We start from the raw sequence: 24,474 nt of genomic DNA on the forward strand, positions 1-24,474 counted from the left end.
CACCATGAGCCTGCCCGACGACACCGCCCACCACACCGCCATCCGCGTGGCCGTCCCGGCCCGCTTCGCCTTTGAGCGACTGTCGGATGCGCGCTTTGTCGGCGGCTGGTCGCTGGGGTCCATGGCGCTCGAACCCGCGGGCGACGGCATGTTTCGGGGTCGATCGCTGTTCGACGGCTCCGATGCCTTTGTCGAGATCCGGCCCGACCCGGCGCATGGTCTGATCGACTTTGCGGTCGGCAGCCGCGAGACCCGCGTGCCCCGCATCTGGATCCGCGTCGCACCCGGCGGCCCACTGGGCTTTGCCGAGGACAGTTGCGTGGTCGGCATGGGCGCGCTGCGCGCCGCGACCACCCCGGACGCGGCGTGGGCCCGCACCCGGACCACGCATGAAACCGAGATTCTGCTCATCAAGGCGCAACTCGAAACGCAATGGGCCGCGCGATGATCGCGCCGGCGCGACAGGCGCGTGACCTGCGGCTGGCCGCGCGCGACGGGCGGCTGTCGGGCCCGACCGGCGCCCTTGCGCCGGGCTTGCTGCAAGCCAACCTGGCAATCCTGCCGGCATCCCTGGCCGATGCGTTCGAGGCGTTCTCCCACGCCAATCCCGCCGCCCTGCCGCTGCTGGCCCGGGGACGGCCGGGCGACCCCGCCCTGCCCGCCCTGGGCGCCGATATCGACCTGCGCACCGATTTGCCGCGCTACCGCGTGTTCCGCCACGGCCACCCGGTCGCGGACCCCACCGACATCGCCGCGCTCTGGCGCGACGACCTGGTGCCCTTTGCCATCGGCTGTTCCCTGACGTTCGAGGCCGACCTGGTCGCGCAGGGCGTCGCGCTGCGCTGTCACGCGCCCGGCGTGACCTGCTCGGCCTTTGACAGCGACGTGCCGATGGTGCCGGTGGGACCGTTCGGCGGCGCGCTGGTGGTGTCGATGCGCGCGATCCGCGCCGATCAGGCCGACCGCGCCGCGGCGCTGACCCGCGCCTTTCCGCAGGCCCATGGCGGGCCGGTGCACCAGGGCGACCCGGCGGCGATCGGCGTGGACCTGGCCCGCCCGATCGACGGCATCGGCCTGACCGACATCCGCCCGGGCGAGGTGCCGATGTTCTGGCCCTGCGGCGTGTCGATGGAACGCGCCATTGCCCGCGCGGCGCCCGATCTGGCGTTCACCCATGCCCCCGGGCACATGCTGATTACCGATCTCGCGGCCCGACACGCGGGCCTCGAACCCGCCCGGTGACAGGAAACACCCGTCCCGGCCCCACCGACATCACACAGGGAGACGACGACATGACACTGAACAGACGCACTTTCCTGGGCGCGGCGACCGGCCTTGCGCTGACGCTGGCCAGCCTGCCCGCCGGCGCGGACGAGGTCCTGCGCGTGGGCTCGTATCCGGCGAACCCGCCGTGGGAGAACCGCAACGCGGACGGCGCTTTCGAGGGCTTCGAGGTCGATATCGTCAACGAGATCGCCCGCCGCATCGGCCGCACCGCCGAGATCGAGGGCTACGACTTCCGCGCGCTGTTCGTCGCCACCGCGTCGGGGCGGGTGGATATCGTCATCTCGTCGCTGACCATCACCGACGAGCGCCTGCAATCGCAAAGCTTCACCCAGGCCTATGTCGAGGGCGCGATGGGCATCGGCGTGCGTAGCGGCAGCGACATCCACGGCCTTGCGGACCTGCGCGGCCGTCGCATCGGCACCATCGCCACTTCGGCACCGGAAACCTACATGAACGAACGCGCGGCCGAGATCGGCTTTGCCGCGAACAACAGCTACGACAGCACCGCGAACATGCTGACCGACCTGATGAGCGGGCGCATCGACGCGGTGGTGAACGACGTGGTCGGGCTGCGCTATGCCTTTTCGCAGATGCAGGGGCTGGAAGTGGCCTATGAGATCGTCACCGGCGAACGGTTCGCGATGATGATGCCCAAGGATTCGCCGCTGCTGCAACCCGTCAACGACGCCATCAGCGCGATGAAGGAAGACGGCACCATGGCCGCGCTCTACGAACGCTGGATGGGCACCCCCCCGGCCGAGGGTAGCCTGACGGTCACGCCCCTGCCGATCCCCACGCCCGGCAACTACTGACGGCCACCGACGGCGCGCGCGGGGGCCCCGTCGCCCCCGCGCCCCACCAGCGGAGTGCAGCGATGAGCGCGATCGACATCTTCTTCAACATGGACGTGCTGCGACGGGCGTTTCCCATGCTCCTCAGGGGGTTGTGGTATACGCTGGGGCTGGGCATCACGGCGATCGTGCTGGGGTCGGTCCTGGGCACGCTGATCTGCATCATGCGCCTTTATGCGCCGCGCCCGTTGCGGATGCTGGCGGTGCTCTACATCGACCTGGTCCGCGCCATTCCGGTGCTGGTGCTGCTGATCCTGATCTACTACGCCCTGCCCTTTGCCGGCATCACGCTGTCGTCGTTTTCCGCGGCCGCGACGGCGCTGACGCTGGTGCTGGCGGCCTTTACCGCCGAGGTCGTGCGCGCCGGGATCGAGGCCACGCCCAAGGGACAGTTCGAGGCGGCCTCGGCGCTTGGGCTCGGGTTCTGGCTGACGATGCGCAAGGTGATCCTGCCGCAGGCGATCCGCATCGTCATCCCGCCGCACGCCTCGAACTGCGTGTCGGTCATCAAGGATACGGCGCTGGCCTCGGTCGTGGCGCTGTCGGATCTGCTGAAGCAGGCGACCGACGCGCAGGCGCTGTTCGCCAATCCGACCCCGCTGATCGGGGCGGCCATCATTTACGTCGCACTTTTGTGGCCAATGGTCCGGCTGACCAGCTGGCTGGAACGACGGGCGCAACGCGCATACGCGCGCTGACCCTGCACCCCCCGGGCCCAGGCCCGGCAACCTCGGGAGACTGCCATGAGCTTTGCTACCAGACCTCTTGCCGCGCTGGCGCTTGCCGCCACGCTGGCGCTTCCGGCCGGCGCGCAGACGATCACCGTCGGCCTGTCGCTGCCGGAAACCATGGAAGGGTTCGATTTCGTCAACGGCATGTATCGGACCTTTGCCGATTACGTGCAGGACCATTCCGACATGACGGTGAACCTGGTCTATGGCGGGGCCCTGGGCGCACCGAACGACCGGCTGGCGCAGATGCGTCGCGGCGTGATCGAGATGACGGACGCCGCCGACGGCAACTATGCCTCGATCTATTCCGACATCATGATCCTGAACATGCCCTACCTGTTCCCCTCGGAGCAGACCGCCTGGGCGGTGCTGGATGGTCCCTTTGGTCAGCAGATGGCCGAAGGCATCCGCGCCGCCACCGGCATTCGCGTGCTGGGCTGGTGGGAATCGGGCGGCTTCAAGCATTTCAGCGCCAACCGTCTGGTCGAGACCCCGGCCGACATGGCCGGGCTGAAGATGCGCGTCCTGGGCCCCTTGGCCACCATCCCGGTCGAGGCGATGGGCGCGTCCGCCTCGCCGGTGGCGTTCGGGGAACTCTATACCGCGTTGCAGACCGGCGTCGTGGACGGGCAGGACAACTCGGTCTCGGTGTTCAACCTGATTCACCTCTACGAGGTGCAGTCGCATCTGATGCTGACCGGCCACACCTATGCCTTTGGTCCGCTGGGGATTTCGGACGCGTTCTACGAAAGCCTGAGCGCCGAGAACCAGCAAGTCATCACCGATGCCGCGGCCGTAGCCATCGCCTATAACCGCGAGACGTCGCGCGCGGTCGAGGCCTCGGCCATCGCCCGCGCCGAAGAGGCGGGCGTGACCGTGGTGCGCATGACCGACGCCCAGCGCGACGCCTTCCGGCAGGTGATGCAACCGCCGGCAATCGCCTGGCTGCGCGACAACGTCGATCACCCCGACCTGATCGACGGGGCCCTGGCCGCCGTCCAGTCCGTCCAGTAACCGGGCCGGCGTGACATGCGCGCACTTCGCACCCTGATCGGTGCCCTCGACACGGGGCTGCGGCTGGCCGCCGCCCTGTGCCTGGCGGGCATGTTCGCGCTGATCGTCGCGCAGGTCCTCCTGCGCTACGGCGGCGGCGGCGTGCCCGTCTTCACCGAGGAGGTCGCGCGCTATGCCATGATCTGGATGGCGCTGCTGGCCACCGCCGTCGCGGCGCGCGAAGGCAGCCATATCCGCATCGACTTTGTCCCTCAGGCGCTGGCCGCGCGAAGCCGTCTGGCCGGCCGCCTGCTCGAAGGGGTGCTGGACGTGATCGCCATGACCGTGTTCGTGACGCTGCTCGTGCAGGGGCTGGACATGGTGCAGTTCGCCGCCGCGCAGCGCAGCGAAGGACTGCGCATTCCCCTGTCGTGGCCCTATGCCGCGCTGCCCGTCGCCTTTGGCTTTGCCACGCTCTTTGCGCTGGGGCGGCTCGTCACCCGCGAGGACCGGTCATGAGCGACTCGCTGATCGTGCTGATGGCGCTGTTTCTGGGGCTGATGGTGCTGGGCCTGCCCGTCGCCTGGTCGATGATCGCGGCGATGCTGGGCTGGGTTGCCTTTACCGGCAACTGGCGGTTTCTGCCGCTGGCGCCCGAGCGGCTGTGGCAAGGGATGGACAGTTTCGTGCTGATGGCCATTCCGCTGTTCATTCTGGCGGGCGAGCTGGTCAACGCCGGCAAGATCACCGACCGGCTGATCCATTTCGCCAATGTCATCTTCGGCTGGATGCGCGGCGGGCTGGCGCAGGTGAACATCGGCGCCTCGATCCTGTTTTCCGGCATCACCGGCGTCGCGCTGGGCGATATCGCGGCGCTGGGCCGGGTGTTCATCCCGGCGATGGTGAAGCAGGGCTATTCGCCCGCCTATGCGGCCGCCGTCACGGCGTCCAGCTCGATCATCGGGCCGATGGTGCCGCCGTCGCTGGTGGCGGTGATCTACGGTTCGATGACCGGGCTCAGCATCGGCGGGCTGATGGCGGCGACGCTGGTGCCGGGGCTGGTGATCGGCCTGGTGCAGATGGCGCTGGTCGCGGTGCAGGCCCGGCGCCACGATTATCCCCGCGTCGCGATGGCGCGCAGCCCCCGTATCGTGCTGTCCGCCACCCGCTCGGCGATGGTGCCGTTGATGATCCCGGTCATCATCCTGGCCGGGTTGCTGCTGGGGCTGATGACCCCGACCGAGGCCGGCGCCGTCGCCTCGGCCTATGCGCTGGTGGTGTCGGTGGTGCTCTACCGGTCGATCCGCTGGCGTGACCTGGGTGCGGTGTTCCAACGCTCGGCGCTGTTCTCGGGCCAGTTGCTCATCATCGTCGGATGCGGCGCGGCTTTCAGCTGGGTGATGGGCATGGAAAACGTGCCGCGCGCCGTCTCGGGGCTGATCGCGGGCTGGGACCTGGGCTACGGCGGCACGCTTCTGGTGTTCAACGCCGTGCTGCTGGTGCTGGGCATGTTCATCGACCCGACGACCGTCATCATCCTGTTCGGCCCGCTGTTGTCGGCCGCCGCCGCGCAGGCGGGCATCGACCCGATGCATTTCGCCGTGGTGGCGATCCTGAACCTGAACATCGGCCTGCTGACCCCGCCCCTTGGGGTCTGCCTGTTCGCGGCCGAACGCATCGCGGGATGCGGCCTGGTGCCGCTGATCCGCGCCAACCTGCCCTTCCTCGCGGTCAATCTGCTGGGCCTTGCGCTGATTGCGGCGCTGCCGGGTCTCAGCCTGTGGCTGCCGGGGGTTCTGGGCTTCTAGACGAGAGAGACCATGCACTCGAATTCCCGCGCCGGTGGCTATTTCCTGTATCATTCCATCGGCATGTATCCCGGCAAGGACGAGGACATGGCCCGCGCCATGACCGAATTCGCCCGTGTCTGGTCCGCGCCCGACGACAAGCAATGGGGCTATGTGCTGCGCAAGCGGCAGGACTTCACCGAGGCCTGGGGCCGCCTGATCGGCGCGCCCAAGGGCTCGGTCACGAATGTGGACAACGTCACCGAAGGGATGCACCGCATCCTGCGCGCGCTGCCCGAGGCGCGGCTGAAGGGCAAGCGGGTGCTGGTGTCGGGCGATTGCTTCCCGTCGATCCACTTCCTGCTGGCCGGGCTGGCGCCCAAGATGGGCTTCACGCTGACCACCGTGCCGCTGCGCAAGGGCGCAAGCTGGGTCGAAACCGAGGACATGCTGGCCGCCTGGGGCCCCGACGTGGGGCTGGCGCTGCTGACCTGGGTGACCTCGACCGCGTCGCACCGGATGGATTACCCGGCGCTGGTCGCGCATGGGCGCAGCCGGGGCAGCCTGATGGTCGCGGACATCACGCAGGCGGCGGGGCTGCTGCCCTTTGACGTGATGAACCCGCGCGTCGATTTCACCGTCTCGACCAGCCTGAAATGGATGTGCGGCACGCCCGGCGCCGGGATCCTCTATGCCGACAAGGCCCTGATTCCCGAATTGCACCCCGAGGGGCGCGGCTGGTTCAGCCAGAACAACCCTTTCAGCTGGGACCTGGACAAGTTCCAGTATGCGCCCGACATCCGCCGCTTCGACAGCGGTACGCCGGGGTCCGTGGCGGCGCTGGCCTCGTTGCCGGCGCTCGAGTGGTTCGCGACGCAGGACATGGGCGCGATCGCCGGGCGCAACCGGGCGATGGTGGACCAGATCATCGCCCGCGCCGACGCGCTGGACCTGCCGCTGCTGTCCCCGCGCGACGCCGCGCGGCGCGGCGGTTCGGTCATGCTGCGGATGCCCGACAAGGCCGAGGCCGCGGCCATGGTCGGCGCGCTGGGGCTCGAGGGGTATTCGGTCGATTTCCGGGGCGACATCCTGCGCCTGTCGCCCGGCATCGTCACCGAGGACCGCGCCATCGGCGAGACCTTCGACCTGATGGCCGAGGTTCTGGCCCGGCGCCGCGCGCGCTTTGCCGGGCGCCGCGCCGCCACCGCCGGCGCCCCCGATCCGGGCGCGGTGCTGGGCGATCTGGGCGCGGCCCTGCTGTCGGGTCAGGTGCGCATCGTCGATTGCACCGCGCCGCTGGGCCCCGACACGCCCTTGCTGAAACTGCCGCCGGACCTTGCGCGCGACACGCCGCCGATCACCATGCACAAGATCAGCGAATACGACAGCGACGGCCCCTTCTGGGCCTGGAACTGGCTGGAACTGGGCGAGCACTCGGGCACCCATTTCGATGCCCCGCATCACTGGCTCAGCGGCAAGGATTTCCCCGACGGTTTCACCGACACGCTGGACGTGCAGCGCCTGATTGCCCCGGTCAACGTGATCGACTGTTCAACCGAGGCCGCCGCCGATCCCGATTTCCTGCTGACCGCCGCCCACATAAAGGCCTGGGAGGCGCGCCACGGCGCGATCGAGCCGGGCGACTGGGTGGTCATGCGCACCGACTGGGACCGCCGGATGCACGACGCGGCGCTGTTTCTGAACACCGCGCCCGGCAGCGACGACAGCCATACGCCCGGCCCCGCGCCCGATTGCATCGACTACCTGCTGTCGCGCGGGATCGTCGGCTGGGGCACCCAATGCGTGGGCACCGACGCGGGCATGGCGGGGGGGTTCAGCCCGCCGTTTCCGGCGCACAACTTCCTGCATCGCGACAATTGCTTTGGCCTGGCCAGCCTGTGCAACCTGGATCGCCTGCCGCCCAAGGGCGCGATCCTGGTGGTGACGCCGCTGAAGATCGTGCAGGGCACCGGCTCGCCCATCCGGGCGCTGGCGCTGGTGCCGGGGGCCTGACCCCCGGCACCTGCTACCCCCCGGGCGCAATCGCGCCCCGGGGTTTCAGATCGGGTCCAGCCGGTGAAAGCGCGACTGCTCGTAAACCAGCGCCGCCCCCTCGCCCTGGGCGATGTCGGCAATCTGGCCGATGAACACCTGATGGGTGCCCGCGGTCAGGGTTTCCGCCACCGCGCAGGAAAAGGCCACGCGCGCGTCGGCCAGCACCGGCACGCCCCAGGCATCCGCGATCCAGGTTCCGGCCGCGAACTTGTCGTCGCCGGTTGCGCCGCCGGCCCCGGCAAAGCGCATCGCCAGATCGCCCGACGGGTCGCGCAGCAGGTTGACCGCAAAGCGCCCCGTTTCCAGGATGCCCTGGCAGGTGCCGGTCGCGCGATTGACGCAGACCAGCAGGCTGGGCGGATCGGCGGTCACCGAACAGACCGCCGTCGCGGTGATCCCCCGGCGCCCCTGCGGGGTCAGCGTGGTGATGATCGTCACCGCGCCGGGGAACCGCGCCATGGCCGACCGGAAGGCCGCCGGATCGACACCCATGCCCATGTCAGGCGGCCCTGAGTTCGGCCAGATAGGCCTGCGCCGCACCGGGGTCGGCAAACCACGGGAAGAAGTCGCGCGGATCGTCGAACCCGTTGGCAATGCGATGCGCCAGGCGCGGCTCGGCGCAGGCGGTGCCCATGATCTCCAGGATGAAGGGCGGCGGCGGGGCCAGCATCATGTTGGTCCAGTTGACCACCCACTGCGCGTAATCCCAGTAGGCATCGAAGGTCCCCTGCATCCAGGCGGCGTCGAACGGACGGTCACCATGGTCGAGGATGCGCTTCAGATAGACCCGCGCCGCCTTGGCCGCGTTGTTGGACCCCTGCCCGGTGATCGGATCGTTCAGGCAGACCGCGTCCCCCAGCCCCAGCACCCGCGCGCCCGAGGGCAAGCTGCCGATCGGTTTGCGCACCGTGGGCGGGAACCGCCCGGCCAGGATGCCATTGTCATCGGTCAGGCTGACCGACCGGCAACGCTCGGCCTCCCACGGGAGATAGGTGTTCAGGATCTTGAGCGAGGTCTCCAGGTGCTGCTCGGGGCTGTGGACGTTGGACCAGCAGTCCATAGGGCCGCCGGGCACGCCTTCGAACACCATGATGTCGCACGGACCCGTGGTCGTCAGCGCCGGAAAGACGAAGTATTCGCCGACGCCGGGGATCAGGTTGAAATTCACCGCCGAGAACCCGGGCCGGGGCGTCATGCCGTCCACATAGGTCAGCGCAAGGGCGCGCTGCGGCCGGTCATAGGGCGATTTCTCGGCGTCGCGTTCGAACATCTGGCCGATTTCGCCCTTGCCCGAGGCGACGATGACCAGATCGTCCTCGCGCGCATAAAGCTCCATGTCCGAGATCCCGGCCTCTTTCAGCACCAGGCGCCCGCCCAGACGCTCGAATTCGGCCATCCAGCGCGGGATCTTGACGCGCTGGTCCACCGAATAGGCGTTGCGTTCGAGCCGGCCGGCCCAGTCGATGGCCTTGGCGCCGGGCTGCTCGGGGTGGGGAACGACAAAGCTGATCCCCTCGACGGGCGGGCAGGTGTCGCTCCAGTAATCCAGGCCCAGGTCGCGTTCGGCCTGGATGGCGTCACCGAACATGCACTGGCTGGACAGCACCTTGCCGCGCGCGATGTCGTCGGCGTCGCGGTTCTGCACGACGCGAACCTGATAGCCGTTTTGCAGCAATCCGATGGCCAGCTGAAAGCCCGACTGGCCGCCGCCGACGATGGTGATTTTCCTCATGGTCTTCTCCCTGTTATTGCGTTGTCATTCCATCAGTTTCGGAATCGCCGGCACGGCCTGTTCCGGGCCCATGGCGGTGTAGCCGCCGTCCACGCGAATATCGGTGCCGGTGATGAAGCTGGCCTCGTCCGAACACAGGAAGAGGACCGTGTTCGCCACTTCCTCAGGGTCGCCGACCCGGCCCAGCAGGTGAAAGGGCGCGGCGACGGCATCGGTCTTTTCGCGGTTCCCGCCGGTGAGCTGGTCCATGATGTTGGACCAGGTCCAGCCGGGGCTGACGGCGTTCACCCGGATGCCCTGGGGCGCCAGGTCCATCGCCTGGTTGCGCGTCAGTTGCAAGATCGCGGCCTTGCTGACCGGATAGAGCCAGCGCCCGGTCTGCGCCACCCGCGCCGAGATCGAGCCGAAGTTGACGATCGCCCCCCTGGTCGCCGCCAGATCGGCGCGTGCGGCCTGCATCAGCATGACCGACCCGACGAGGTTCACGTCGAGCGCCTCGAGCCACTCGGCCCGGGGCGAGTCGGCGCCGTTGTCCAGATACGAGCAGGCCACGTTGACCAGAAAGTCGATCCGCCCGTAGGCGTCGCGCGTGGCCTGCACCAGGGCCGCGATATCGGCGTCCTGGCGCAGGTCACAGCGGGTAAAGGCCACGCCGTCCCCGACCATCGCCTGCCCGCCCTCGGCGTCGATGTCGCCCACCATGACGCGCACCCCCGCCTGCCGGAATGCCGCCACGACCGCGCGGCCGATCTTGGTCGCGCCGCCCGGAACGATGGCCACCTTGCCGTCCAACCCTCGCATGTCTTCCCCCTGTCTCGCGTTTGTGCGGGGCAGTCTGGCAGCGGCGGCGGCGGCGACTATCCGCCCAGCACGCGCACTATCCGAAAAACGAAAAAACCTGCGCCCGCGATGAAAAATATGTGCAAACGCATACATGCGGTGCTAGGCTCGGCCGGTCATGACAGGGAGGTTGTCATGGGCTTCGCGGCGCCGCTTGCGGGTCATGCCTTGTTTCGGACCCAGGATCTCGACGAGGCGCGCGAGCGCGTCGCGGCGATCTTCTGTCCGCACCGGCTGGACCGGATCGGTCCCGGCAGCGGGTTCGACGCCTGCCACCACCATCTGGAAGGCGAGCGGCTGTCGCTGAACTATATCGCCTATGGCGCCAAGACCCTGATCGCGCCGGGCGAGCTGCGCGATTTCTACCTGTTCCAGATGCCGTTGTCGGGCGCCGCGGCGATCCGCAACGGCGCGGACGCCTATGTCAGCGACCCGGCGCGCGCGGCGCTGCTCAATCCGCACCGCGCGACGACCATGATCTGGGAGGGCGACTGCCGCCAGATCCTGCTGCGCATCGACCGCGAGGCGTTCGTGCGCCATCTGGCCGGGCTGATCGGCGGACAGCCGGACCGTCCGCTGACCTTCAGCGGCGCGATGGACCTGACCGGCCCGCGCGGCGCGGCGCTGCGCGCGCTGATCCTGCATCTGGTGACCGAGGCCGACGCGGGCCGCCCCGCCCTGCGCCCCGGCAGCCTGCTGGGCCGGCAGATCGAAAGCGCGCTGATGACCGGCCTGCTCGAGGCCCACCGGCACAGTTTCTCGGACGCGCTGCACCACACGCGCGGGCACGAGGTCGCGCCGCGCATGGTGCGCCAGGCCGAGGCCTGGATGCTGGCGCGGATCGACCAGCCCATCGGGATCGAGGACGTGGCCGAGGGGGTCGGCGTCAGCGCGCGCGCGTTGCAACTGGCGTTCCGGCGGTTTCGCGACACGACTCCGCTGGCCTTTCTGCGCGACGCCCGGCTGGACCGCGCGCATGCCGATCTGCAAGCCGCCCTGCCCGGCACCAGCATCACCGAGGTCGCGACGCGCTGGGGGTTCGGCCATTTCGGCCGCTTTTCCGGCATCTACCGCGCGCGCTTTGGCTGCACCCCGCGCGAGACCCTGCGCGAGGCGCAGGGCGCGCCCTTCTGACCCGCCGGTTCCCGGTCATGACCCTGACGCTTTACGATATCGGCGTGCCCGGCGTGGTGCAGTCCCTGCGCGCGGTGTCGCGGATCCTGGACCGGACGGCGCGCCATTGCGCCGAGACCGGCACCGACCCCGACCCCCTGGCCCTGGCGCGTCTGGTCCCCGACATGGCGCCCCTGCATTTTCAGATCGAGGCGCTGAAGAACCACGCGGTCTTTGGACTCGAGACGATCCGGACCGGCGTTTTCGCGCCGCCCCCTCTGATTGGCGCGATGCCGTTTTCGGCGTTGCAGGCCATCCCGCGCGCCGCGCTCGCCACGATCGAGGCCCTGCCCCCCGAGGCAATCAACCGCCACGCGCAACGGGCGCGAACCATCGAGATCTTCCTGCCGCTCGATCCCGACGACGCCGCGCGCAGCGCCTGGGGGCCCCGGTCCGTGGCCTTCACCTCGGAAAGCTTTCTTCTGACCTACACGCTGCCCAACGTCGCGTTCCACGCCATGACCGCGTATCACATCCTGCGCACGCAGGGCATGCCGATCGGCAAGGGGGATTTCCTGGGCCCGTTGGGCGCCGGTCCGGCCTAGGCGCGCGCGAACCAGGCGTTTTCGGGATCGGGATCGGGGATCGCGTCCAGCAGTTCGCGCGTATAGGCGGCCTGCGGATTTGCGAACAGCGCCTCGCATCCGGCGTCCTCGACGATCCGGCCCTGGTGCAGCACCAGCACCCGGTCGCACAGCCGCCGGATCACGCTGAGATCATGGCTGATGAAGGCCAGCGTCAGCCCCATGTCGCGCACCAGGTCGCGCAGGATCGACAGGACCTGCGCCTGACTGGACACATCCAGCCCCGAGACGATCTCGTCGGCCAGGATGAAATCGGGGTTCAGGGCGATGGCCCGTGCGATGCCGATCCGCTGGCGCTGTCCGCCCGACAATTGATGCGGAAACCGGTTGCCGAAGCTGCGCGGCAGACCGACCCGTTCCAGCGCATCGAGCGCCCTGGCGCTGGGATCGGGCAGGCCATGCAGCGACAGCGGCGCGGCGATGATGCGCGCGACCGTCTGGCGCGGGTTCAGCGACGACATCGGATCCTGAAAGATCATCTGGAACCGCCGCCTGAGGGGCCGCAACCCGCCCTCGTCGCGGTGCGTGATGTCCTGCCCGTCGAACAGCACCCGTCCCGAGGTCGGCTCAAGCAGCCGCACCATCGCGCGGCCCAGCGTGGACTTGCCGGACCCCGATCCGCCGACGATGCCCAGCACCTGCCCCTTGGGGATGTCAAAGGTCAGCCCCTTGAGGATCTCGATCCTTGGGGCGGCGCCGAAAAGCGGTTTTCGGGTCATGTCGGGCAGCGAAAGATGCAGGTCCTGCACCTGATAGAGGTCAGGCATGGCTCCAGCTCCGATCGGCGGCAAGGACCTGCTCCTGCACGGCGGCGATGACGGGTTCGGGCACCGGGGTCAGGTCGGCCTCGGGGTCGGAATGGCGCGGTGTCGCGGCCAGCAGCGCGCGCGAATAGGCGTGCGCGGGCCCTCGGAAAAAGGCGCGCACATCGGCCTCTTCGACCACCAGCCCGCCATAGAGCACGGTCAGCCGCTGGCAGATCTTGGCCACCACGCCCAGGTCGTGGGTCACGAACAGCAGCGCGGTGCCGTGCAGGGCCTGCATCTCGTGGATCAGTTTCAGGATCTGCTTTTGCACCGTCACATCCAGCGCCGTCGTCGGCTCGTCCGCCACGATCAGGCGCGGCTCGGCGGCAAAGGCCGAGGCGATGAGGATCCGCTGGCGCATCCCGCCCGACAGCTCGTGCGGATACGAGCCCAGCACCCGATCCGGCGCGGCGATCTGCACCTCATTCAGGATTTCCTCGGCGCGGGTGTTGGCGCGGGCGCGGTCCCAGCCCAGGATATCGACCAGACGGTCGGTGATCTGCGGACGAATGCGGCGCGAGGGGTTCAGCGCGGTCAGCGGATCTTGCGGAATCAGCGCCGCCCGCTGGCCGATCAGCGTGCGCCGCTGCCGGGGCGGCAGCGTCAGCAGGTCCACGCCCTCCAGCTCGATCGTGCCCGACACCACCTGCGCCGAGCGCGGAAGGATGCCCAGCAAGGCCTTGCCGATCATCGACTTTCCGGCGCCCGATTCCCCGACCAGGCCCATGACCTCGGTCGCGGCGACATCGAGCGACACGTTGCGCAGCAGCCGGTGCCGGGTGCCGCGCAACACCACCGACAGATCGCGGATCTTGAGGAAGCTCATTGCAGCACCGGATCGAAACGGTCCTTCAGCCCCTCGCCCAGTTGCGAGAAGGACAGGACGGTGAGGAACAGCGCGATCAGCGGGAAGACCAGCACCCACCACGCCTGATGGATCGATGCGCGCCCCTCGGCGATCATGCCGCCCCAGGTCGGATCGTCGGTCGAGATCGACAGGTTGACGAAGCTGAGGATCGCCTCGACGATCACGGCGATGCCCATTTCCAGGGTCAGCAGCACGGTGATCGTGGGCAGCACATTGGGCAGGATCTCGGTCAGCACCGTGCTGAAGCGCCCGCGCCCCGCGACCTGCGCCGAGGCGACGTAATCCATCGCCCCCTGGGCCATGGCCTCGGCCCGGACGACGCGGGCAAAGCGTGTCCAGTCGATGACGATGATCGCCAGGATGACCGAACTCAACCCGGTGCCCAGAACCGCGATCAGCAGGATCGAGAACAGCACCGGCGGAAACGCCATCCAGATATCGACCAGCCGCGAGATCACCATATCGACCCAGCCGCGATAGAAACCCGCGATCAGCCCCAGCGTGGCACCGATCAGCGCGGTGGCCAGCCCCGCCAGCAGCGCCACGACCAGCGCCACCCGCCCGCCATAGAGAATGCGGCTGAGCACGTCGCGGCCCAGGCTGTCGGTGCCCAGCCAGTAGCCGTGCTCGGCACCCGGCATCCAGAAGGGCGGCAGGCGGGCGGTGAACAGATCCTGCATCAGCGGGTCCTGCGGCGCGACCAGCGGCGCGAACACCGCCCCGATCACCAGCGCCGCCAACCAGGCCACCGAAAGCCACAGCCTGAGCCCGGCGGTGCGTTTGACAAGCGCGCGTCCGTCAAGCATGGCGCAACCTCGGGTTCAGGACGGCATAGAGCAGGTCCACGCACAGGTTGACCAGCGTGAACAGCAGCGCGAACAGCAGCACGATCCCCTGGATCAGCGGCAGGTCGCGGTTGATGACGGCGTCGATCGCCATGTTGCCCAGCCCCTCGTAGCTGAACAGCCGTTCGATGATGACCGTCCCGCCGATGAGAAAGGTGAACTGCACGCCGATCAGCGTCAGCGTAGGCAGGATCGCGTTCCTGAGCGCCTCGTGGGTGATGACGTGATTTTCGCCGTAGCCCTTGGTCCGGGCCAGGGTGACATAGTCCAGGTGCATGGTTTCCTTGAGGCTCTGCTTCAATAGCTGGCTGATGATCGCCGCCAGCGGGATCGCCAGCGCGACGGCGGGCATGAGCATGTGACTGACCAGATCGAGCCACAGGTCGAAACGCAGCCTGAGCACGCTTTCGAACAGGAAAAAATCGGTGTGAAACTGCGGCGCCAGCGCCGGCGAGACCCGGCCCGAGATCGAAAAGACCGGCCACAGCACGCCAAACAGCAAGATCAGCACCAGCCCCCACAGGAAATCCGGCACGCTCAGCGCCATGCCGTTCGCGACGTCGATCGCGCCCTCGGTGCGGGTGTCGCGCAGCCGCGTGCCGGTCAGGGCCAGCAGCCCACCCAGCACGACCGCGATCACCAGCGCCATGATCGACAGCTCCAACGTCGCCGGCAGGCGCGACAGCACCAGCCCCAGCACCGGCTGGCGGGTGGTGATCGAGGTGCCGAAATCGCCGTGCAGAACGCCCCCCAGCCAGATGAGGAATTGTTCGGGGATCGACTTGTCCAGGCCATACAGCGCCTGAAGACGCGCGATGTCGGCGTCGGTCGCGCCCGGGGGCAGCATCATGGCGATGGGATCGCCCGGGACGACACGGATCACGACGAAGACGATCACCGCCACGCCGAACAGCGTGATGATGGTCGTCGCGATCCGGGTCAGAAAGCGGCGCAGGAACATGAGGACCTCGACGAGAAAAAACGGGGCAGGCCGAAACCCGCCCCGAGAAGGGAGGACGTCCTCAGGCGCGGGTCATCAGATGCGGCAGCAGCGCCCCCGAGGCGTGCGGCGTCACATGGACCCCGTTGGCGTGCACGATGGGCTGCACATACTGCAACAGCGGCAGCACATAGGCATGCTCCGCGATGTAGCGGTCCACGTCCTTCCAGCCCTGGATGCGGCGCGCCTCGTCCGGTTCGGCCCACAGCGGGGCGATCCGCTCGATCAGGTCCTGGCTGTCCCAGACCGAATGCGGCGAGGGGCCGAACATGGCAAACCCGGTCGAGGTCGTCGGATCGCCAACCGAGTTGCCCCAGTTGTAGAAAGCCGCCGGCGCCAGTTGATCGGCCGCGCGCAATTCATAGTGGCGGGCGATCTCGTAGACTTCGATCTCGGCCTCGATGCCGACCCGGCGCCAAAGACCGACGATGGCCTGGATCATCTCGTAATCCTTGGGCTTGAAGCCGCGCGTGGTCTGGATCGTGAAACGCACCGGATTGTCGGTCGAATAGCCCGAGGCCGCCAGCAGTTCGCGCGCCTGGTCAGGATCGTAAGGCACCTGGATCGTCGGATCATAGGCCGCGTATTCGGGCGTTTCCAGCGTGCTCAGCGGCACCCCGTAGCCCGACAGCAGCCGGTCGATGATCAACTGCTTGTCCACCGCCAGAACAGCCGCCTTGCGCACGTTCTCGTCCAGCATCACGTCGATATCGTTGAAGAAGATCATCGCGATGTCCGAGATTGGCGTGGCCACGCCACCCAGCGAGGGCAGCGCGCGCAGGCGGTCGTATTCCTCGTAGGGGACTTCCAGCGTGACGTGGCTGCGGCCCGATTCCACCTCGGCCACGCGGCTGGCCGCGTCGGTGACGAACCGGATCGTCACGGTCTCGAACTCGGGCACGCCGTTCCAGTAGTGCGGGTTCGCGCGCAACCGGACAAAGGCGTTGCGCTCGTATTGCTCGACCATGTAGGGGCCGGTGCCGATTGGCGCGGCCTCGAACCCGTCGGCGCCGACACGCTCGTAATAGGCCTTGGGCAGGACGTAGCCGGTCAGGAAATACATCCACTTGAAGATCGTCGGATCGAACTGGACCACATCGGCGATGACGCGGTTGCCCTCGACCCGGTGGTTGGCCAGCGTGCCCCAGACGAACTGGATCGGGCTGCCGGTGGCCGGATCGGCGACGCGCGCCAGCGACCAGGCGACGTCCTCGGCCGTGAAATCCGAGCCGTCGTGCCACTTGACGCCCTCGCGCACGTCCATCCAGACCTGCGTGCGGTCCTCGTTCCAGCCCCAGGCCGTCAGCAGGCCGGGGGCCGGGCTGAGGTCGGGCTGTTGCAGGATGAACTGGTCAAAGACCGACTGATAGAGCCCCTGGATCGTCGGGTTCACGGCCGAGGGGCCGACTGTCGGGTCCCAACTGGGCAGATTGACGTTGTAGGCGATGACCAGCTCGTCGATGGCCTGCGCAAAGGCAGGCATCGCGACGCTGAGAGAGACCGTCGCGACGGTCATCTTCAGCAGGCTGCGGCGTGAAAGTGTCATGGAGTCATTTCCCTGATGATGGAGACGGTTGGGTGCCCTTTGCGGGTCTGGTTCATGTCAGTTTGCGGGCCAGCAGATAGCCCGAGCCCGCGCCCGTCCCGGCGCCGGGCCAGACGGCCGCGCCGGTGAGGTGCAGATTGCGGATCGGCGTGCTGCCGTCGGCGTGACCAGGCGCCGGACGGAACAGGAAATGCTGCGACAGATGGTGACTGCCGCCGACCTGATCGCCGCCGACGAGGTTGGGGTTGTCGGCCTCGAGCTCGGCCGGGGTGACGATGCGACGCGCCAGGATCCTGGCGCGCACCCCCGGCGCATGACGCTCGAGAATGTCGAGCGCGCGCTCGGCCATCGGTTCCGCCGCGCCGGTCCAGTCGGTCGCGGCGATCTGCCCGGCCGCATCGCCCAGGATCGTTCCCGGCACCATGCGGACCTGGAGCCACAGCACATGCTTGCCCTCGGGCGCGCGGGACGGGTCAAACACCGTCGGCTGGCCGCAGACGATGATCGGCTCATCGGGCAGCAGGCAGGCCCTGGCTTGCTGATAGGTGCGCGCCATCTGGTCGAGCGAGGGCGCCAGATGCACATAGGCGAATCGCTTGAGGTCCTCGCCCGCCGCCCAGTCGGGCAGGCCGTCCATCGCCAGATGCAGCATCATCGTGCCGGGCGCGTGGGCGAAATCGCCCATGCTGCGATCGAAACCCACGTCGCCGGTGCCGCCCGTCAGCCGCACCAGCGCCGACGGCGCCAGGCTGCCGATCACCGCGCGCGCGGCCAGGATGCGGCGGCCATCGACCAGCGTGATGCCGCTGGCCTTGCCGCCGGCGTGGTCGATCCGCGCCACCTCGGCCCCGCATTCGACGACACCGCCGCGCGCCTCGATCGCGCCGACCAGGGCGCGCGTCAGCGTGTCGGCACCGCCCTTGCCCAGCGCCATGCCAAAGGCCTGGCCCGCCATCCCCTCGAGGTAGGGAAACAGCGCGCCGCCGGCGATGTCGGGGGCATAGTCCAGATGCATGCCCCAAGCCCCCAGCATCGCCCTGAGACGCGGCGATTCGAAGGTTTCCTCGAGCCAGGCGCGGGGCGACTGGGCCAGGAAACGGGCCAGGTCAAGCGAGCCGCCCAGACCCCGACGGCGCCAGACCCCCCACAAAAAATATGCTAATGCACGCATTTTCATCGGGGCGCCCAGCAGCGCGAACACGTCCTGGGCGCGATCCCCGAACCCGGCCGACAGCCGGTCCCAGGTGTCTGCATCGGCCGGCGATTCGGCCGCGATCCGGGCGCGGTTGGCGGCGGCATCCATGCCCAGCCCCAACCAGTGCCCCCCCGGAAAGGACGAGGCAAAGGGCCGGTCCACGGCGACGAACTCCAGCCCGTGGCGGATCAATTCCTCGGAATAATCCTTGAAAAACGGGCTACCGGCGAACAGGGACAGATTCATCGCCGCCCAGTCGTGGCGGAATCCCGGCAGCGTATATTCGCCCGACTTGACCGCGCCGCCCGGCTCGGAGGCACGCTCGAACACCCCGACCCGCCACCCCTTGGCCGCCAGATGCAAGGCGCATGCCAGGCCGTTATGCCCCGCACCAATCAGCACCGCGTCGAAGGTTTCGGTCATGACTGCCCCCGTTGAGTCGGGAAGATAATTGCAAATGCATATTTATATGTCTAGCATGTTTCTGGTAGAAGGCCACGACGGGCCGTCAACAGGGAGAATCGCCATGAGCGCATCGAACGTCTTGCAACAACTCGCCGGGCTGCTGGCCTCGGGCGGGATCGAAGTGGTGGATTGCACGGGCACGCTGGGCCCGGACACGCCGCTTCTGAAGCTGCCGCCAGAGCTGGCCAAGGACACGCCTCCGATCAAGATCCACCGCATCAGCGAATACGACAGCGACGGCCCCTTCTGGGCCTGGAACTGGCTGGAGCTGGGCGAGCACTCGGGCACGCATTTCGACGCGCCGCACCACTGGATCACCGGCAAGGACTATTCCGACGGCTTCACCGACACGCTGGACATCCAGCGCGTGGTGGCGCCGGTGAACGTGCTGGACTTCAGCGCCGAATGCGCCGCCGACCCCGACTTTCTGCTGACCATCGACCACGTCAACGCCTGGGAGGCCCAGCACGGCCCGATCAACGCCGGCGAATGGGTCGTGCTGCGGTCGGATTGGGACCGCCGCGCGCATGACGAGGCGCTGTTCCTGAACGCCAACGAAACCGGCCCGCACACCCCGGGACCGACCGCCGAGGTCATCCAGCACCTGATCGACAAGGGCATCGTCGGCTGGGGCAGCCAGTGCATCGGCACCGACGCGGGCCTGGCCGGCGGCATGACGCCGCCCTTCCCCGCGCACAACCTGCTGCACGCGAACAACCGCTTCGGCCTGGCCTCGCTGGCCAATCTGGACAAGCTGCCCGCCAAGGGCGCGATCCTGATCGCGGCACCCCTGAAGATCGTGCATGGCACCGGCTCGCCCATCCGGGCGCTGGCGCTGGTGCCAAAGGGCTGATCGCCATGGCCGCCGATCACGTCATCATCGGGTCCGGGATCAACGGACTGGTCGCCGCCGCGCTGCTGGCGCTGAAGGGCGACAAGGTCACGGTGCTGGAACGCGAGGACCGGCTGGGGGGATGCCTGTTCACCGATCAGGCGACCCTGCCGGGGTTCAACCATGACGTGATGGCGGCCACCTGGGTCTTGTTCATGACCTCGCCTGCGGGGGCGGCGCTGGGGCCGCATCTGGCGAAACACGGGTTCGAATATTGCCACACGCAGACGCCGACCGCCGTGCTGCGCCCGGACGGCACGGCCCTGGTCTTTACCATGGACCAGGCCGAAAACATCCGCCGCTTCAATGCACTGGCCGCCGGCGACGGCGACCAGCACGCGCGCGACGTGGGCCAGCTGGCGGCGGATGCGCCGTTTCTCTTTGCCCTGCTGGGCGGCCCGTTGTGGAGCTGGGGCACGGCGAAGCTGCTGTTCGGACAAGTGCGCAAGCGCGGCCTCAGGGGGCTGGCTGCCTGGATGGGCAGCGCGCTGGCGCCGGCCCGCGGCTGGCTTGAGGCGCGCTATAAAAGCCCCTTGGTGCACGCGCTCTGGGCGCCCTGGTGCCTGCACACCGGCTTGACGCCCGAATCGACCTATTCCGCCCAGATGGGCAAGGTCATCGCCTTTGCCCTCGAAGCGGCCGGCGCGCCGGTGGTCAAGGGCGGGTCCGGTGCCGGGGTCGCGGCCTTCAAGGCCTTGATCGAGGCCCAGGGCGGCACCTTGCGCACCGGCGCCGACGTGGAGCGGATCCTGACCGACAACGGCCGCGTCAGCGGCGTGCGGCTGACCACGGGCGAGACGATCGCGACCCGCTCGGTGCTGGCCTCGGTCGCGCCCGGGCAGCTCTACAGCCGGCTTCTGGATGGCGTGGACCTGCCGCGCGAGCGGGAAGCCCTGCCCGACTATCGCTATGGCCGGGGCAATTTCCAGCTGCATTTCGCGCTGGATGCACCGCCCGAATGGCTGACCCCCGGGCTCGAGGACGTGGCGCTGATCCACCTGTCCGACAGTCTGGACGCGGTATCGAAATCCGCGAACGAGGCCGAGCGCGGCCTGTTCCCCGAAACACCGACAATCTGCGTGGGCCAACCCTCGCGGCTGGACCCCTCGCGCTGCCCGGACGGCAAGGCGATCTTGTGGCTGCAAATCCCCGACGCGCCGCGCGTCATCAAGGGCGACGCCGCCGGGCAGATCCCCGGGCGGGTCTGGGACGACCCCACGCGCGAGGCCTTTGCCGACCGAATCGAGGCGATCCTGTCGCGCCACATCAAGGATTTCGATCGGATCCGGCTGGCGCGACGCGCCTATTCCCCGGCTGATCTGCAAGCGATGAACATGAACCTGGTCGGCGGCGATCCCTATGGCGGGCATTGCGGCATCGACCAGTTCTTCGTGTGGCGACCGTTCAAGCACAGCACCAACGGGCTGGGCCCGGTGCGTGGCCTGATCCACATCGGCGCCGCCACCCATCCGGGCCCCGGCCTGGGCGGCGGGTCGGGCTTCAACGCGGCAAAGAGGCTGGGCGCATGAATGACCTGCACCCCAACCGCCCCCGCCTGGGCGAATCCGGGCTCGAGGGCTTCGCCCCCTATCTGATGAACCGGATCATGGGCCGCTACAACGCGGCGCTCAGGGCGGAAATGGCCCGCCACGGCCTGACCACGCCCAAGATGCGCGCGCTGGCGGTGCTGTCGGTGGTGCAGGCGCCGCTGATCCGGGAACTGGCGGTCTATACCGTGACCGAGCAATCCACCCTCAGCCGGGCGCTGGACCAGTTGGCGACCGACGGGCTGATCCGGCGCGAGGCCGACGCCGTCGACAGCCGCGCCACCAGGGTCCACATCACCCCCGCCGGGCGGGCGGTGTTCGATACCCTCTGGCCGCATATGGCCGATGCGCAGGACACCCTGTTCAAGGGCATCCCCGAGGACGAGCGCCGCGCCTTTACCGGCACCTTGCAAAAGATCCTGCTCAACATCCGAAAGCACGAGTTCTGAACCGCCGAAATCACCCCAAATCCGACCCGAGGAGGGCCAGCCCATGAAGATCCCGTGTTCGACCGCCGTTCTGCTGGTGGTGGCAGCGCCCGCGTTCGCGGACGCGATGCCCGGTGTCCGTGGCGTCAACCATATCGGCCTCACGGTGCCCGACCTCGACCAGGCGGAAGCCTTCTTTACCGACATCCTGGGCTGCGAGCGGGCGATGGCCTTTGGCCCCTTCCGCGACGACCAGGGCACGTTCATGCAAGACGTTCTGGGCACCAGCCCGCGCGCCGTCATCCAGCAGATCCGCATGTTGCGCTGCGGGTTCGGCAGCAACATCGAACTGTTCGACTACGACGCGCCGGACCAGACGACCCTGCACCAGCGCAACAGCGACATCGGCGCGTATCACATCGCCTTCTACGTTGACGACATCGACGCGGCGGCGGCCTACCTGAACGCGGCCGGCGTGCAGACCAACTTGGGTCCGATCCCGGTCAGCGAAGGGCCGGCCGCCGGCCAGAGCATCCTCTATTTCTCAGCGCCCTGGGGTTTGCAGTTCGAGGCGATCTCGTTCCCCGGCGGCATGGCCTATGAACACGACGGCGGTCCGATCCTGTGGTCGAACACCGCCCCGGCGGAATAATGCAGAACAGGTAAGATCACGATGGCGGAACGGTCCTTCAAGGCGGAAGTCGAACACCTGCGGCTGGGCGACGGCGGCACATTCACCGGCGAGGGGATCCTGGCGATCACCAAGGCCCTTCTCGAGAACGGCGTGGGCTACGTCGGCGGCTACCAGGGCGCACCGATCAGTCACCTGATGGACGTTCTGGCCGATGCCGAGGACCTGATGGCCGAACTGGGCGTCCGGTTCGAGGCCAACGCCTCGGAGGCCGCCGCCGGGGCGATGCTGGCGGCGTCGGTGCACTACCCGATCCGGGGGGCGGTGACCTTCAAGGGGCCGGTTGGGGTCAACGTCGCGTCGGATGCGCTGGCGAACCTGTCGTCCTCGGGGGTGACCGGCGGCGCGCTCATCATCGTCGGCGAGGATTACGGCGAAGGCTCGAGCATCATGCAGGAGCGCAGCCACGCCTTTGCGATGAAATCGCAGTTCTGGCTGCTGGACCCGCGCCCCAACCTGCCCTCGATCGTCAAGGCGGTGGGCGACGGGTTCGAACTGTCCGAGGTCTCGAACACGCCGGTCATGCTGATGGTGCGGATCCGGGCCTGCCACGTCACAGGCCAGTTCCCGACCCGCAACAATATGCCCCCGCCCCTGACCGTGCGCGACGCGCTGGCCAATCCCCAGCGCAACGTGGACCGCATCGTGCTGCCGCCGATGAGCTACGCGCAAGAGCACGACAAGATCAACAACCGCTGGCCGGCGGCGCTGCGCTACATCCGCGAGCACAAGCTGAACGAGGTCTTCGGCCCGGCCGAGGCGCCCGTGGGCATCGTCTGCCAGGGCGGCATGTACAATGGCGTCATCCGCGCGCTTCAGCGCCTGGGTCTGGCCGATCTGCACGGGCAGACCAGCGTGCCGATCTATTGCCTGAACGTCACCTATCCCATTCTGCCCGACGAATTCGCCGAATTCTGCCAGGGCAAGCAGTCGGTGCTGATCGTCGAGGAGGGCCAGCCCGAATTCATCGAACAGCACCTGTCCACCCATGTGCTGCGTGGCAAGATGGGGGTGCGCCTGCACGGCAAGGACATTTTCCCGATGGTCGGGGAATACACCGGCAAGGTCATGCATGACGCGATCGAAGGCTTCCTGCGCGCCGAGGCGCCGGCGATGCTGCCCGCGCAGGTGCTGGCGCCCAACGAACCGGCCCCCGAGATCCCCGACCTGTCGAAAACCGTGCCGGTGCGTCCGCCGGGCTTCTGCACCGGTTGCCCCGAGCGGCCGATCTTTGCGGCGATGAAACTGGTGCAGCAGGAACTGGGCGAACACCAGATCAGCGCCGACATCGGCTGCCACCTCTTTGCCAGCCTGCCGCCCTTCAACATCGGCGGCGCAACGATGGGCTATGGGCTGGGACCGGCCTCGAACGCGGCCTTTGACGGCGGCGGAGAGAAGCGCCCGATCTCGGTCATCGGGGACGGCGGGTTCTGGCACAACGGGCTCAGCAGTTCCTTCGGCAACATGATGTTCAACAAGTCGGACGGCGTGGCGGTCATCGTCGACAACTACTACTCGGCCGCGACCGGCGGGCAGGACATCCTGTCCTCGCGCGCGCAGAACCCGACGAAATCGACCAACAACCCGATCTCGAAGGCGTTGAAGGGCATCGGCATCGACTGGGTGCGGCAGGTGGACCGCACCTATGACGTGGCACATATGCGCGATGTGCTGCGCGAGGCGCTGACCACCGATGCGCCCGGCCCGCGGGTCATCGTCGCCTCGTCGGAATGCATGTTGAACAAACAGCGGCGCGAGAAACCCCTGCGCGCCAAGGCGATCAAGGAGGGCCGCCGCGTCGAGGCCCCGCGCTTTGGCGTCGATGAGACGGTGTGCACGGGCGACCATGCCTGCATTCGCCTGTCGGGCTGCCCCTCGCTGTCGCTGAAACGACTGGACGATCCCCTGCGCGACGATCCGGTGGCCTCGATCGATCAAAGCTGCGTCGGCTGCGGCAACTGCGGCGAGGTGGCCGAGGCGGCTGTGCTCTGCCCCTCATTCTACGAGGCGCGCGTCGTCCACAACCCCACGGGGTGGGAGGCCCGGCTCGACGGCTGGCGGCAGGGCATCATCGGCTGGCTTTCGCGCCGGCGCGCGGCGAAACGCCTGACCTTTGGGGATGCGGCATGACCCGGCCCCCTTTCCCCGCCCAATCCGG

Annotated in this window: 24 protein-coding genes and 1 pseudogene; 16 read left to right on the plus strand and 9 right to left on the minus strand. The window is 68.2% G+C overall.

Features of this window, described 5'->3' with window-relative positions; all coding sequences use genetic code 11:
• Positions 1-4: 4 nt before the first annotated feature.
• From H6900_15150 to H6900_15190, 9 genes and pseudogenes are all read left to right on the plus strand, one after another.
• A complete protein-coding gene (locus tag H6900_15150) occupies positions 5-448 on the plus strand; it encodes a hypothetical protein (protein MCC0074619.1) in 444 nt (147 codons plus the stop codon).
• A complete protein-coding gene (locus H6900_15155) occupies positions 445-1,242 on the plus strand; it encodes a DUF1445 domain-containing protein (protein MCC0074620.1) in 798 nt (265 codons plus the stop codon). The genes H6900_15150 and H6900_15155 overlap by 4 nt, the downstream gene beginning before the upstream one ends.
• A gap of 50 nt (positions 1,243-1,292) precedes the next feature.
• Positions 1,293-2,099, plus strand: a complete 807-nt coding sequence (locus H6900_15160; GenBank protein MCC0074621.1) for an amino acid ABC transporter substrate-binding protein — start codon at positions 1,293-1,295, stop codon at positions 2,097-2,099.
• Between the two features lie 62 nt (positions 2,100-2,161).
• Positions 2,162-2,836 (plus strand): amino acid ABC transporter permease, encoded by a 675-nt coding sequence (locus tag H6900_15165; GenBank protein ID MCC0074622.1) that lies wholly within the window; start codon positions 2,162-2,164, stop codon positions 2,834-2,836.
• A gap of 45 nt (positions 2,837-2,881) precedes the next feature.
• Entirely contained in the window at positions 2,882-3,883 is a 1,002-nt protein-coding gene (locus tag H6900_15170) for a TRAP transporter substrate-binding protein (GenBank protein MCC0074623.1), read from the plus strand.
• Between the two features lie 15 nt (positions 3,884-3,898).
• The gene (locus H6900_15175; protein MCC0074624.1) at positions 3,899-4,381 is read left to right on the plus strand and encodes a TRAP transporter small permease; all 483 of its coding nucleotides are present in this window, start codon (positions 3,899-3,901) and stop codon (positions 4,379-4,381) included.
• The gene (locus H6900_15180; GenBank protein ID MCC0074625.1) at positions 4,378-5,670 is read left to right on the plus strand and encodes a TRAP transporter large permease; all 1,293 of its coding nucleotides are present in this window, start codon (positions 4,378-4,380) and stop codon (positions 5,668-5,670) included. The genes H6900_15175 and H6900_15180 overlap by 4 nt, the downstream gene beginning before the upstream one ends.
• 12 nt (positions 5,671-5,682) lie before the next feature.
• A pseudogene (locus tag H6900_15185) lies at positions 5,683-6,771 on the plus strand (aminotransferase class V-fold PLP-dependent enzyme).
• A 27-nt stretch (positions 6,772-6,798) separates the two neighbouring features.
• Complete coding sequence (locus H6900_15190) at positions 6,799-7,662, plus strand: cyclase family protein (GenBank protein ID MCC0074626.1); 864 nt, start codon at positions 6,799-6,801, stop codon at positions 7,660-7,662.
• A 45-nt stretch (positions 7,663-7,707) separates the two neighbouring features.
• Here H6900_15190 and H6900_15195 read toward each other — a convergent pair whose 3' ends face one another.
• The 3 genes from H6900_15195 to H6900_15205 are packed head-to-tail and all read right to left on the minus strand — an operon-like array spanning position 7,708 to position 10,237.
• On the minus strand, positions 7,708-8,163 hold the full coding sequence (locus H6900_15195; protein ID MCC0074627.1) for a flavin reductase: 456 nt from the start codon (positions 8,161-8,163) through the stop codon (positions 7,708-7,710).
• Between the two features lie 40 nt (positions 8,164-8,203).
• Complete coding sequence (locus H6900_15200) at positions 8,204-9,436, minus strand: FAD-binding oxidoreductase (GenBank protein ID MCC0074628.1); 1,233 nt, start codon at positions 9,434-9,436, stop codon at positions 8,204-8,206.
• A gap of 24 nt (positions 9,437-9,460) precedes the next feature.
• Positions 9,461-10,237, minus strand: a complete 777-nt coding sequence (locus tag H6900_15205) for an SDR family oxidoreductase (protein ID MCC0074629.1) — start codon at positions 10,235-10,237, stop codon at positions 9,461-9,463.
• A gap of 174 nt (positions 10,238-10,411) precedes the next feature.
• On the opposite strand from H6900_15205, the gene H6900_15210 reads away from it, so the two are divergent.
• Positions 10,412-11,410, plus strand: a complete 999-nt coding sequence (locus tag H6900_15210) for an AraC family transcriptional regulator (GenBank protein MCC0074630.1) — start codon at positions 10,412-10,414, stop codon at positions 11,408-11,410.
• Positions 11,411-11,427: 17 nt separating this feature from the next.
• On the plus strand, positions 11,428-11,994 hold the full coding sequence (locus tag H6900_15215) for a DUF1993 domain-containing protein (protein ID MCC0074631.1): 567 nt from the start codon (positions 11,428-11,430) through the stop codon (positions 11,992-11,994).
• Here H6900_15215 and H6900_15220 read toward each other — a convergent pair.
• The 6 genes from H6900_15220 to H6900_15245 form a co-directional block, all read right to left on the minus strand.
• Positions 11,991-12,800, minus strand: a complete 810-nt coding sequence (locus tag H6900_15220; GenBank protein MCC0074632.1) for an ABC transporter ATP-binding protein — start codon at positions 12,798-12,800, stop codon at positions 11,991-11,993. The two genes, H6900_15215 and H6900_15220, sit on opposite strands and share 4 nt — an antisense overlap.
• A complete protein-coding gene (locus H6900_15225) occupies positions 12,793-13,665 on the minus strand; it encodes an ABC transporter ATP-binding protein (protein MCC0074633.1) in 873 nt (290 codons plus the stop codon). Before H6900_15225 ends, H6900_15220 begins: the two co-directional genes overlap by 8 nt.
• Positions 13,662-14,513, minus strand: coding sequence for an ABC transporter permease (locus H6900_15230; GenBank protein MCC0074634.1), 852 nt, complete (start codon positions 14,511-14,513; stop codon positions 13,662-13,664). Before H6900_15230 ends, H6900_15225 begins: the two co-directional genes overlap by 4 nt.
• Complete coding sequence (locus H6900_15235; GenBank protein MCC0074635.1) at positions 14,506-15,513, minus strand: ABC transporter permease; 1,008 nt, start codon at positions 15,511-15,513, stop codon at positions 14,506-14,508. The genes H6900_15230 and H6900_15235 overlap by 8 nt, the downstream gene beginning before the upstream one ends.
• Before the next feature lie 61 nt (positions 15,514-15,574).
• Complete coding sequence (locus H6900_15240; GenBank protein ID MCC0074636.1) at positions 15,575-17,098, minus strand: peptide ABC transporter substrate-binding protein; 1,524 nt, start codon at positions 17,096-17,098, stop codon at positions 15,575-15,577.
• A gap of 52 nt (positions 17,099-17,150) precedes the next feature.
• On the minus strand, positions 17,151-18,716 hold the full coding sequence (locus H6900_15245) for an NAD(P)/FAD-dependent oxidoreductase (protein ID MCC0074637.1): 1,566 nt from the start codon (positions 18,714-18,716) through the stop codon (positions 17,151-17,153).
• A gap of 103 nt (positions 18,717-18,819) precedes the next feature.
• Here H6900_15245 and H6900_15250 point away from each other — a divergent pair, with 103 nt between their 5' ends.
• The 5 genes from H6900_15250 to H6900_15270 are packed head-to-tail and all read left to right on the plus strand — an operon-like array spanning position 18,820 to position 24,446.
• Complete coding sequence (locus H6900_15250; GenBank protein MCC0074638.1) at positions 18,820-19,611, plus strand: cyclase family protein; 792 nt, start codon at positions 18,820-18,822, stop codon at positions 19,609-19,611.
• A gap of 5 nt (positions 19,612-19,616) precedes the next feature.
• Positions 19,617-21,179 carry an NAD(P)/FAD-dependent oxidoreductase gene (locus tag H6900_15255; protein ID MCC0074639.1) on the plus strand — a complete coding sequence of 521 codons (1,563 nt, stop codon included), beginning with the start codon at positions 19,617-19,619 and terminating at the stop codon, positions 21,177-21,179.
• Positions 21,176-21,646 (plus strand): winged helix-turn-helix transcriptional regulator, encoded by a 471-nt coding sequence (locus tag H6900_15260; protein MCC0074640.1) that lies wholly within the window; start codon positions 21,176-21,178, stop codon positions 21,644-21,646. The genes H6900_15255 and H6900_15260 overlap by 4 nt, the downstream gene beginning before the upstream one ends.
• Positions 21,647-21,689: 43 nt before the next feature.
• Positions 21,690-22,277, plus strand: coding sequence for a VOC family protein (locus H6900_15265; protein ID MCC0074641.1), 588 nt, complete (start codon positions 21,690-21,692; stop codon positions 22,275-22,277).
• Positions 22,278-22,298: 21 nt separating this feature from the next.
• Positions 22,299-24,446, plus strand: a complete 2,148-nt coding sequence (locus H6900_15270; protein ID MCC0074642.1) for an indolepyruvate ferredoxin oxidoreductase subunit alpha — start codon at positions 22,299-22,301, stop codon at positions 24,444-24,446.
• Positions 24,447-24,474 lie beyond the last annotated feature (28 nt).

The organism is Rhodobacter sp. (assembly GCA_020637515.1).
Lineage (GTDB): Bacteria > Pseudomonadota > Alphaproteobacteria > Rhodobacterales > Rhodobacteraceae > Pararhodobacter.

What these genes read in the sequence shown, in the direction of transcription:
- H6900_15150 (MCC0074619.1), top strand. Translation starts at nt 5, where the DNA reads ATGAGCCTGCCCGACGACACCGCCCACCACACCGCCATCCGCGTGGCC.
- H6900_15155 (MCC0074620.1), top strand. Translation starts at nt 445, where the DNA reads ATGATCGCGCCGGCGCGACAGGCGCGTGACCTGCGGCTGGCCGCGCGC.
- H6900_15160 (MCC0074621.1), top strand. Translation starts at nt 1,293, where the DNA reads ATGACACTGAACAGACGCACTTTCCTGGGCGCGGCGACCGGCCTTGCG.
- H6900_15165 (MCC0074622.1), top strand. Translation starts at nt 2,162, where the DNA reads ATGAGCGCGATCGACATCTTCTTCAACATGGACGTGCTGCGACGGGCG.
- H6900_15170 (MCC0074623.1), top strand. Translation starts at nt 2,882, where the DNA reads ATGAGCTTTGCTACCAGACCTCTTGCCGCGCTGGCGCTTGCCGCCACG.
- H6900_15175 (MCC0074624.1), top strand. Translation starts at nt 3,899, where the DNA reads ATGCGCGCACTTCGCACCCTGATCGGTGCCCTCGACACGGGGCTGCGG.
- H6900_15180 (MCC0074625.1), top strand. Translation starts at nt 4,378, where the DNA reads ATGAGCGACTCGCTGATCGTGCTGATGGCGCTGTTTCTGGGGCTGATG.
- H6900_15190 (MCC0074626.1), top strand. Translation starts at nt 6,799, where the DNA reads ATGGCCGAGGTTCTGGCCCGGCGCCGCGCGCGCTTTGCCGGGCGCCGC.
- H6900_15195 (MCC0074627.1), bottom strand. Translation starts at nt 8,163, where the DNA reads ATGGCGCGGTTCCCCGGCGCGGTGACGATCATCACCACGCTGACCCCG.
- H6900_15200 (MCC0074628.1), bottom strand. Translation starts at nt 9,436, where the DNA reads ATGAGGAAAATCACCATCGTCGGCGGCGGCCAGTCGGGCTTTCAGCTG.
- H6900_15205 (MCC0074629.1), bottom strand. Translation starts at nt 10,237, where the DNA reads ATGCGAGGGTTGGACGGCAAGGTGGCCATCGTTCCGGGCGGCGCGACC.
- H6900_15210 (MCC0074630.1), top strand. Translation starts at nt 10,412, where the DNA reads ATGGGCTTCGCGGCGCCGCTTGCGGGTCATGCCTTGTTTCGGACCCAG.
- H6900_15215 (MCC0074631.1), top strand. Translation starts at nt 11,428, where the DNA reads ATGACCCTGACGCTTTACGATATCGGCGTGCCCGGCGTGGTGCAGTCC.
- H6900_15220 (MCC0074632.1), bottom strand. Translation starts at nt 12,800, where the DNA reads ATGCCTGACCTCTATCAGGTGCAGGACCTGCATCTTTCGCTGCCCGAC.
- H6900_15225 (MCC0074633.1), bottom strand. Translation starts at nt 13,665, where the DNA reads ATGAGCTTCCTCAAGATCCGCGATCTGTCGGTGGTGTTGCGCGGCACC.
- H6900_15230 (MCC0074634.1), bottom strand. Translation starts at nt 14,513, where the DNA reads ATGCTTGACGGACGCGCGCTTGTCAAACGCACCGCCGGGCTCAGGCTG.
- H6900_15235 (MCC0074635.1), bottom strand. Translation starts at nt 15,513, where the DNA reads ATGTTCCTGCGCCGCTTTCTGACCCGGATCGCGACGACCATCATCACG.
- H6900_15240 (MCC0074636.1), bottom strand. Translation starts at nt 17,098, where the DNA reads ATGACACTTTCACGCCGCAGCCTGCTGAAGATGACCGTCGCGACGGTC.
- H6900_15245 (MCC0074637.1), bottom strand. Translation starts at nt 18,716, where the DNA reads ATGACCGAAACCTTCGACGCGGTGCTGATTGGTGCGGGGCATAACGGC.
- H6900_15250 (MCC0074638.1), top strand. Translation starts at nt 18,820, where the DNA reads ATGAGCGCATCGAACGTCTTGCAACAACTCGCCGGGCTGCTGGCCTCG.
- H6900_15255 (MCC0074639.1), top strand. Translation starts at nt 19,617, where the DNA reads ATGGCCGCCGATCACGTCATCATCGGGTCCGGGATCAACGGACTGGTC.
- H6900_15260 (MCC0074640.1), top strand. Translation starts at nt 21,176, where the DNA reads ATGAATGACCTGCACCCCAACCGCCCCCGCCTGGGCGAATCCGGGCTC.
- H6900_15265 (MCC0074641.1), top strand. Translation starts at nt 21,690, where the DNA reads ATGAAGATCCCGTGTTCGACCGCCGTTCTGCTGGTGGTGGCAGCGCCC.
- H6900_15270 (MCC0074642.1), top strand. Translation starts at nt 22,299, where the DNA reads ATGGCGGAACGGTCCTTCAAGGCGGAAGTCGAACACCTGCGGCTGGGC.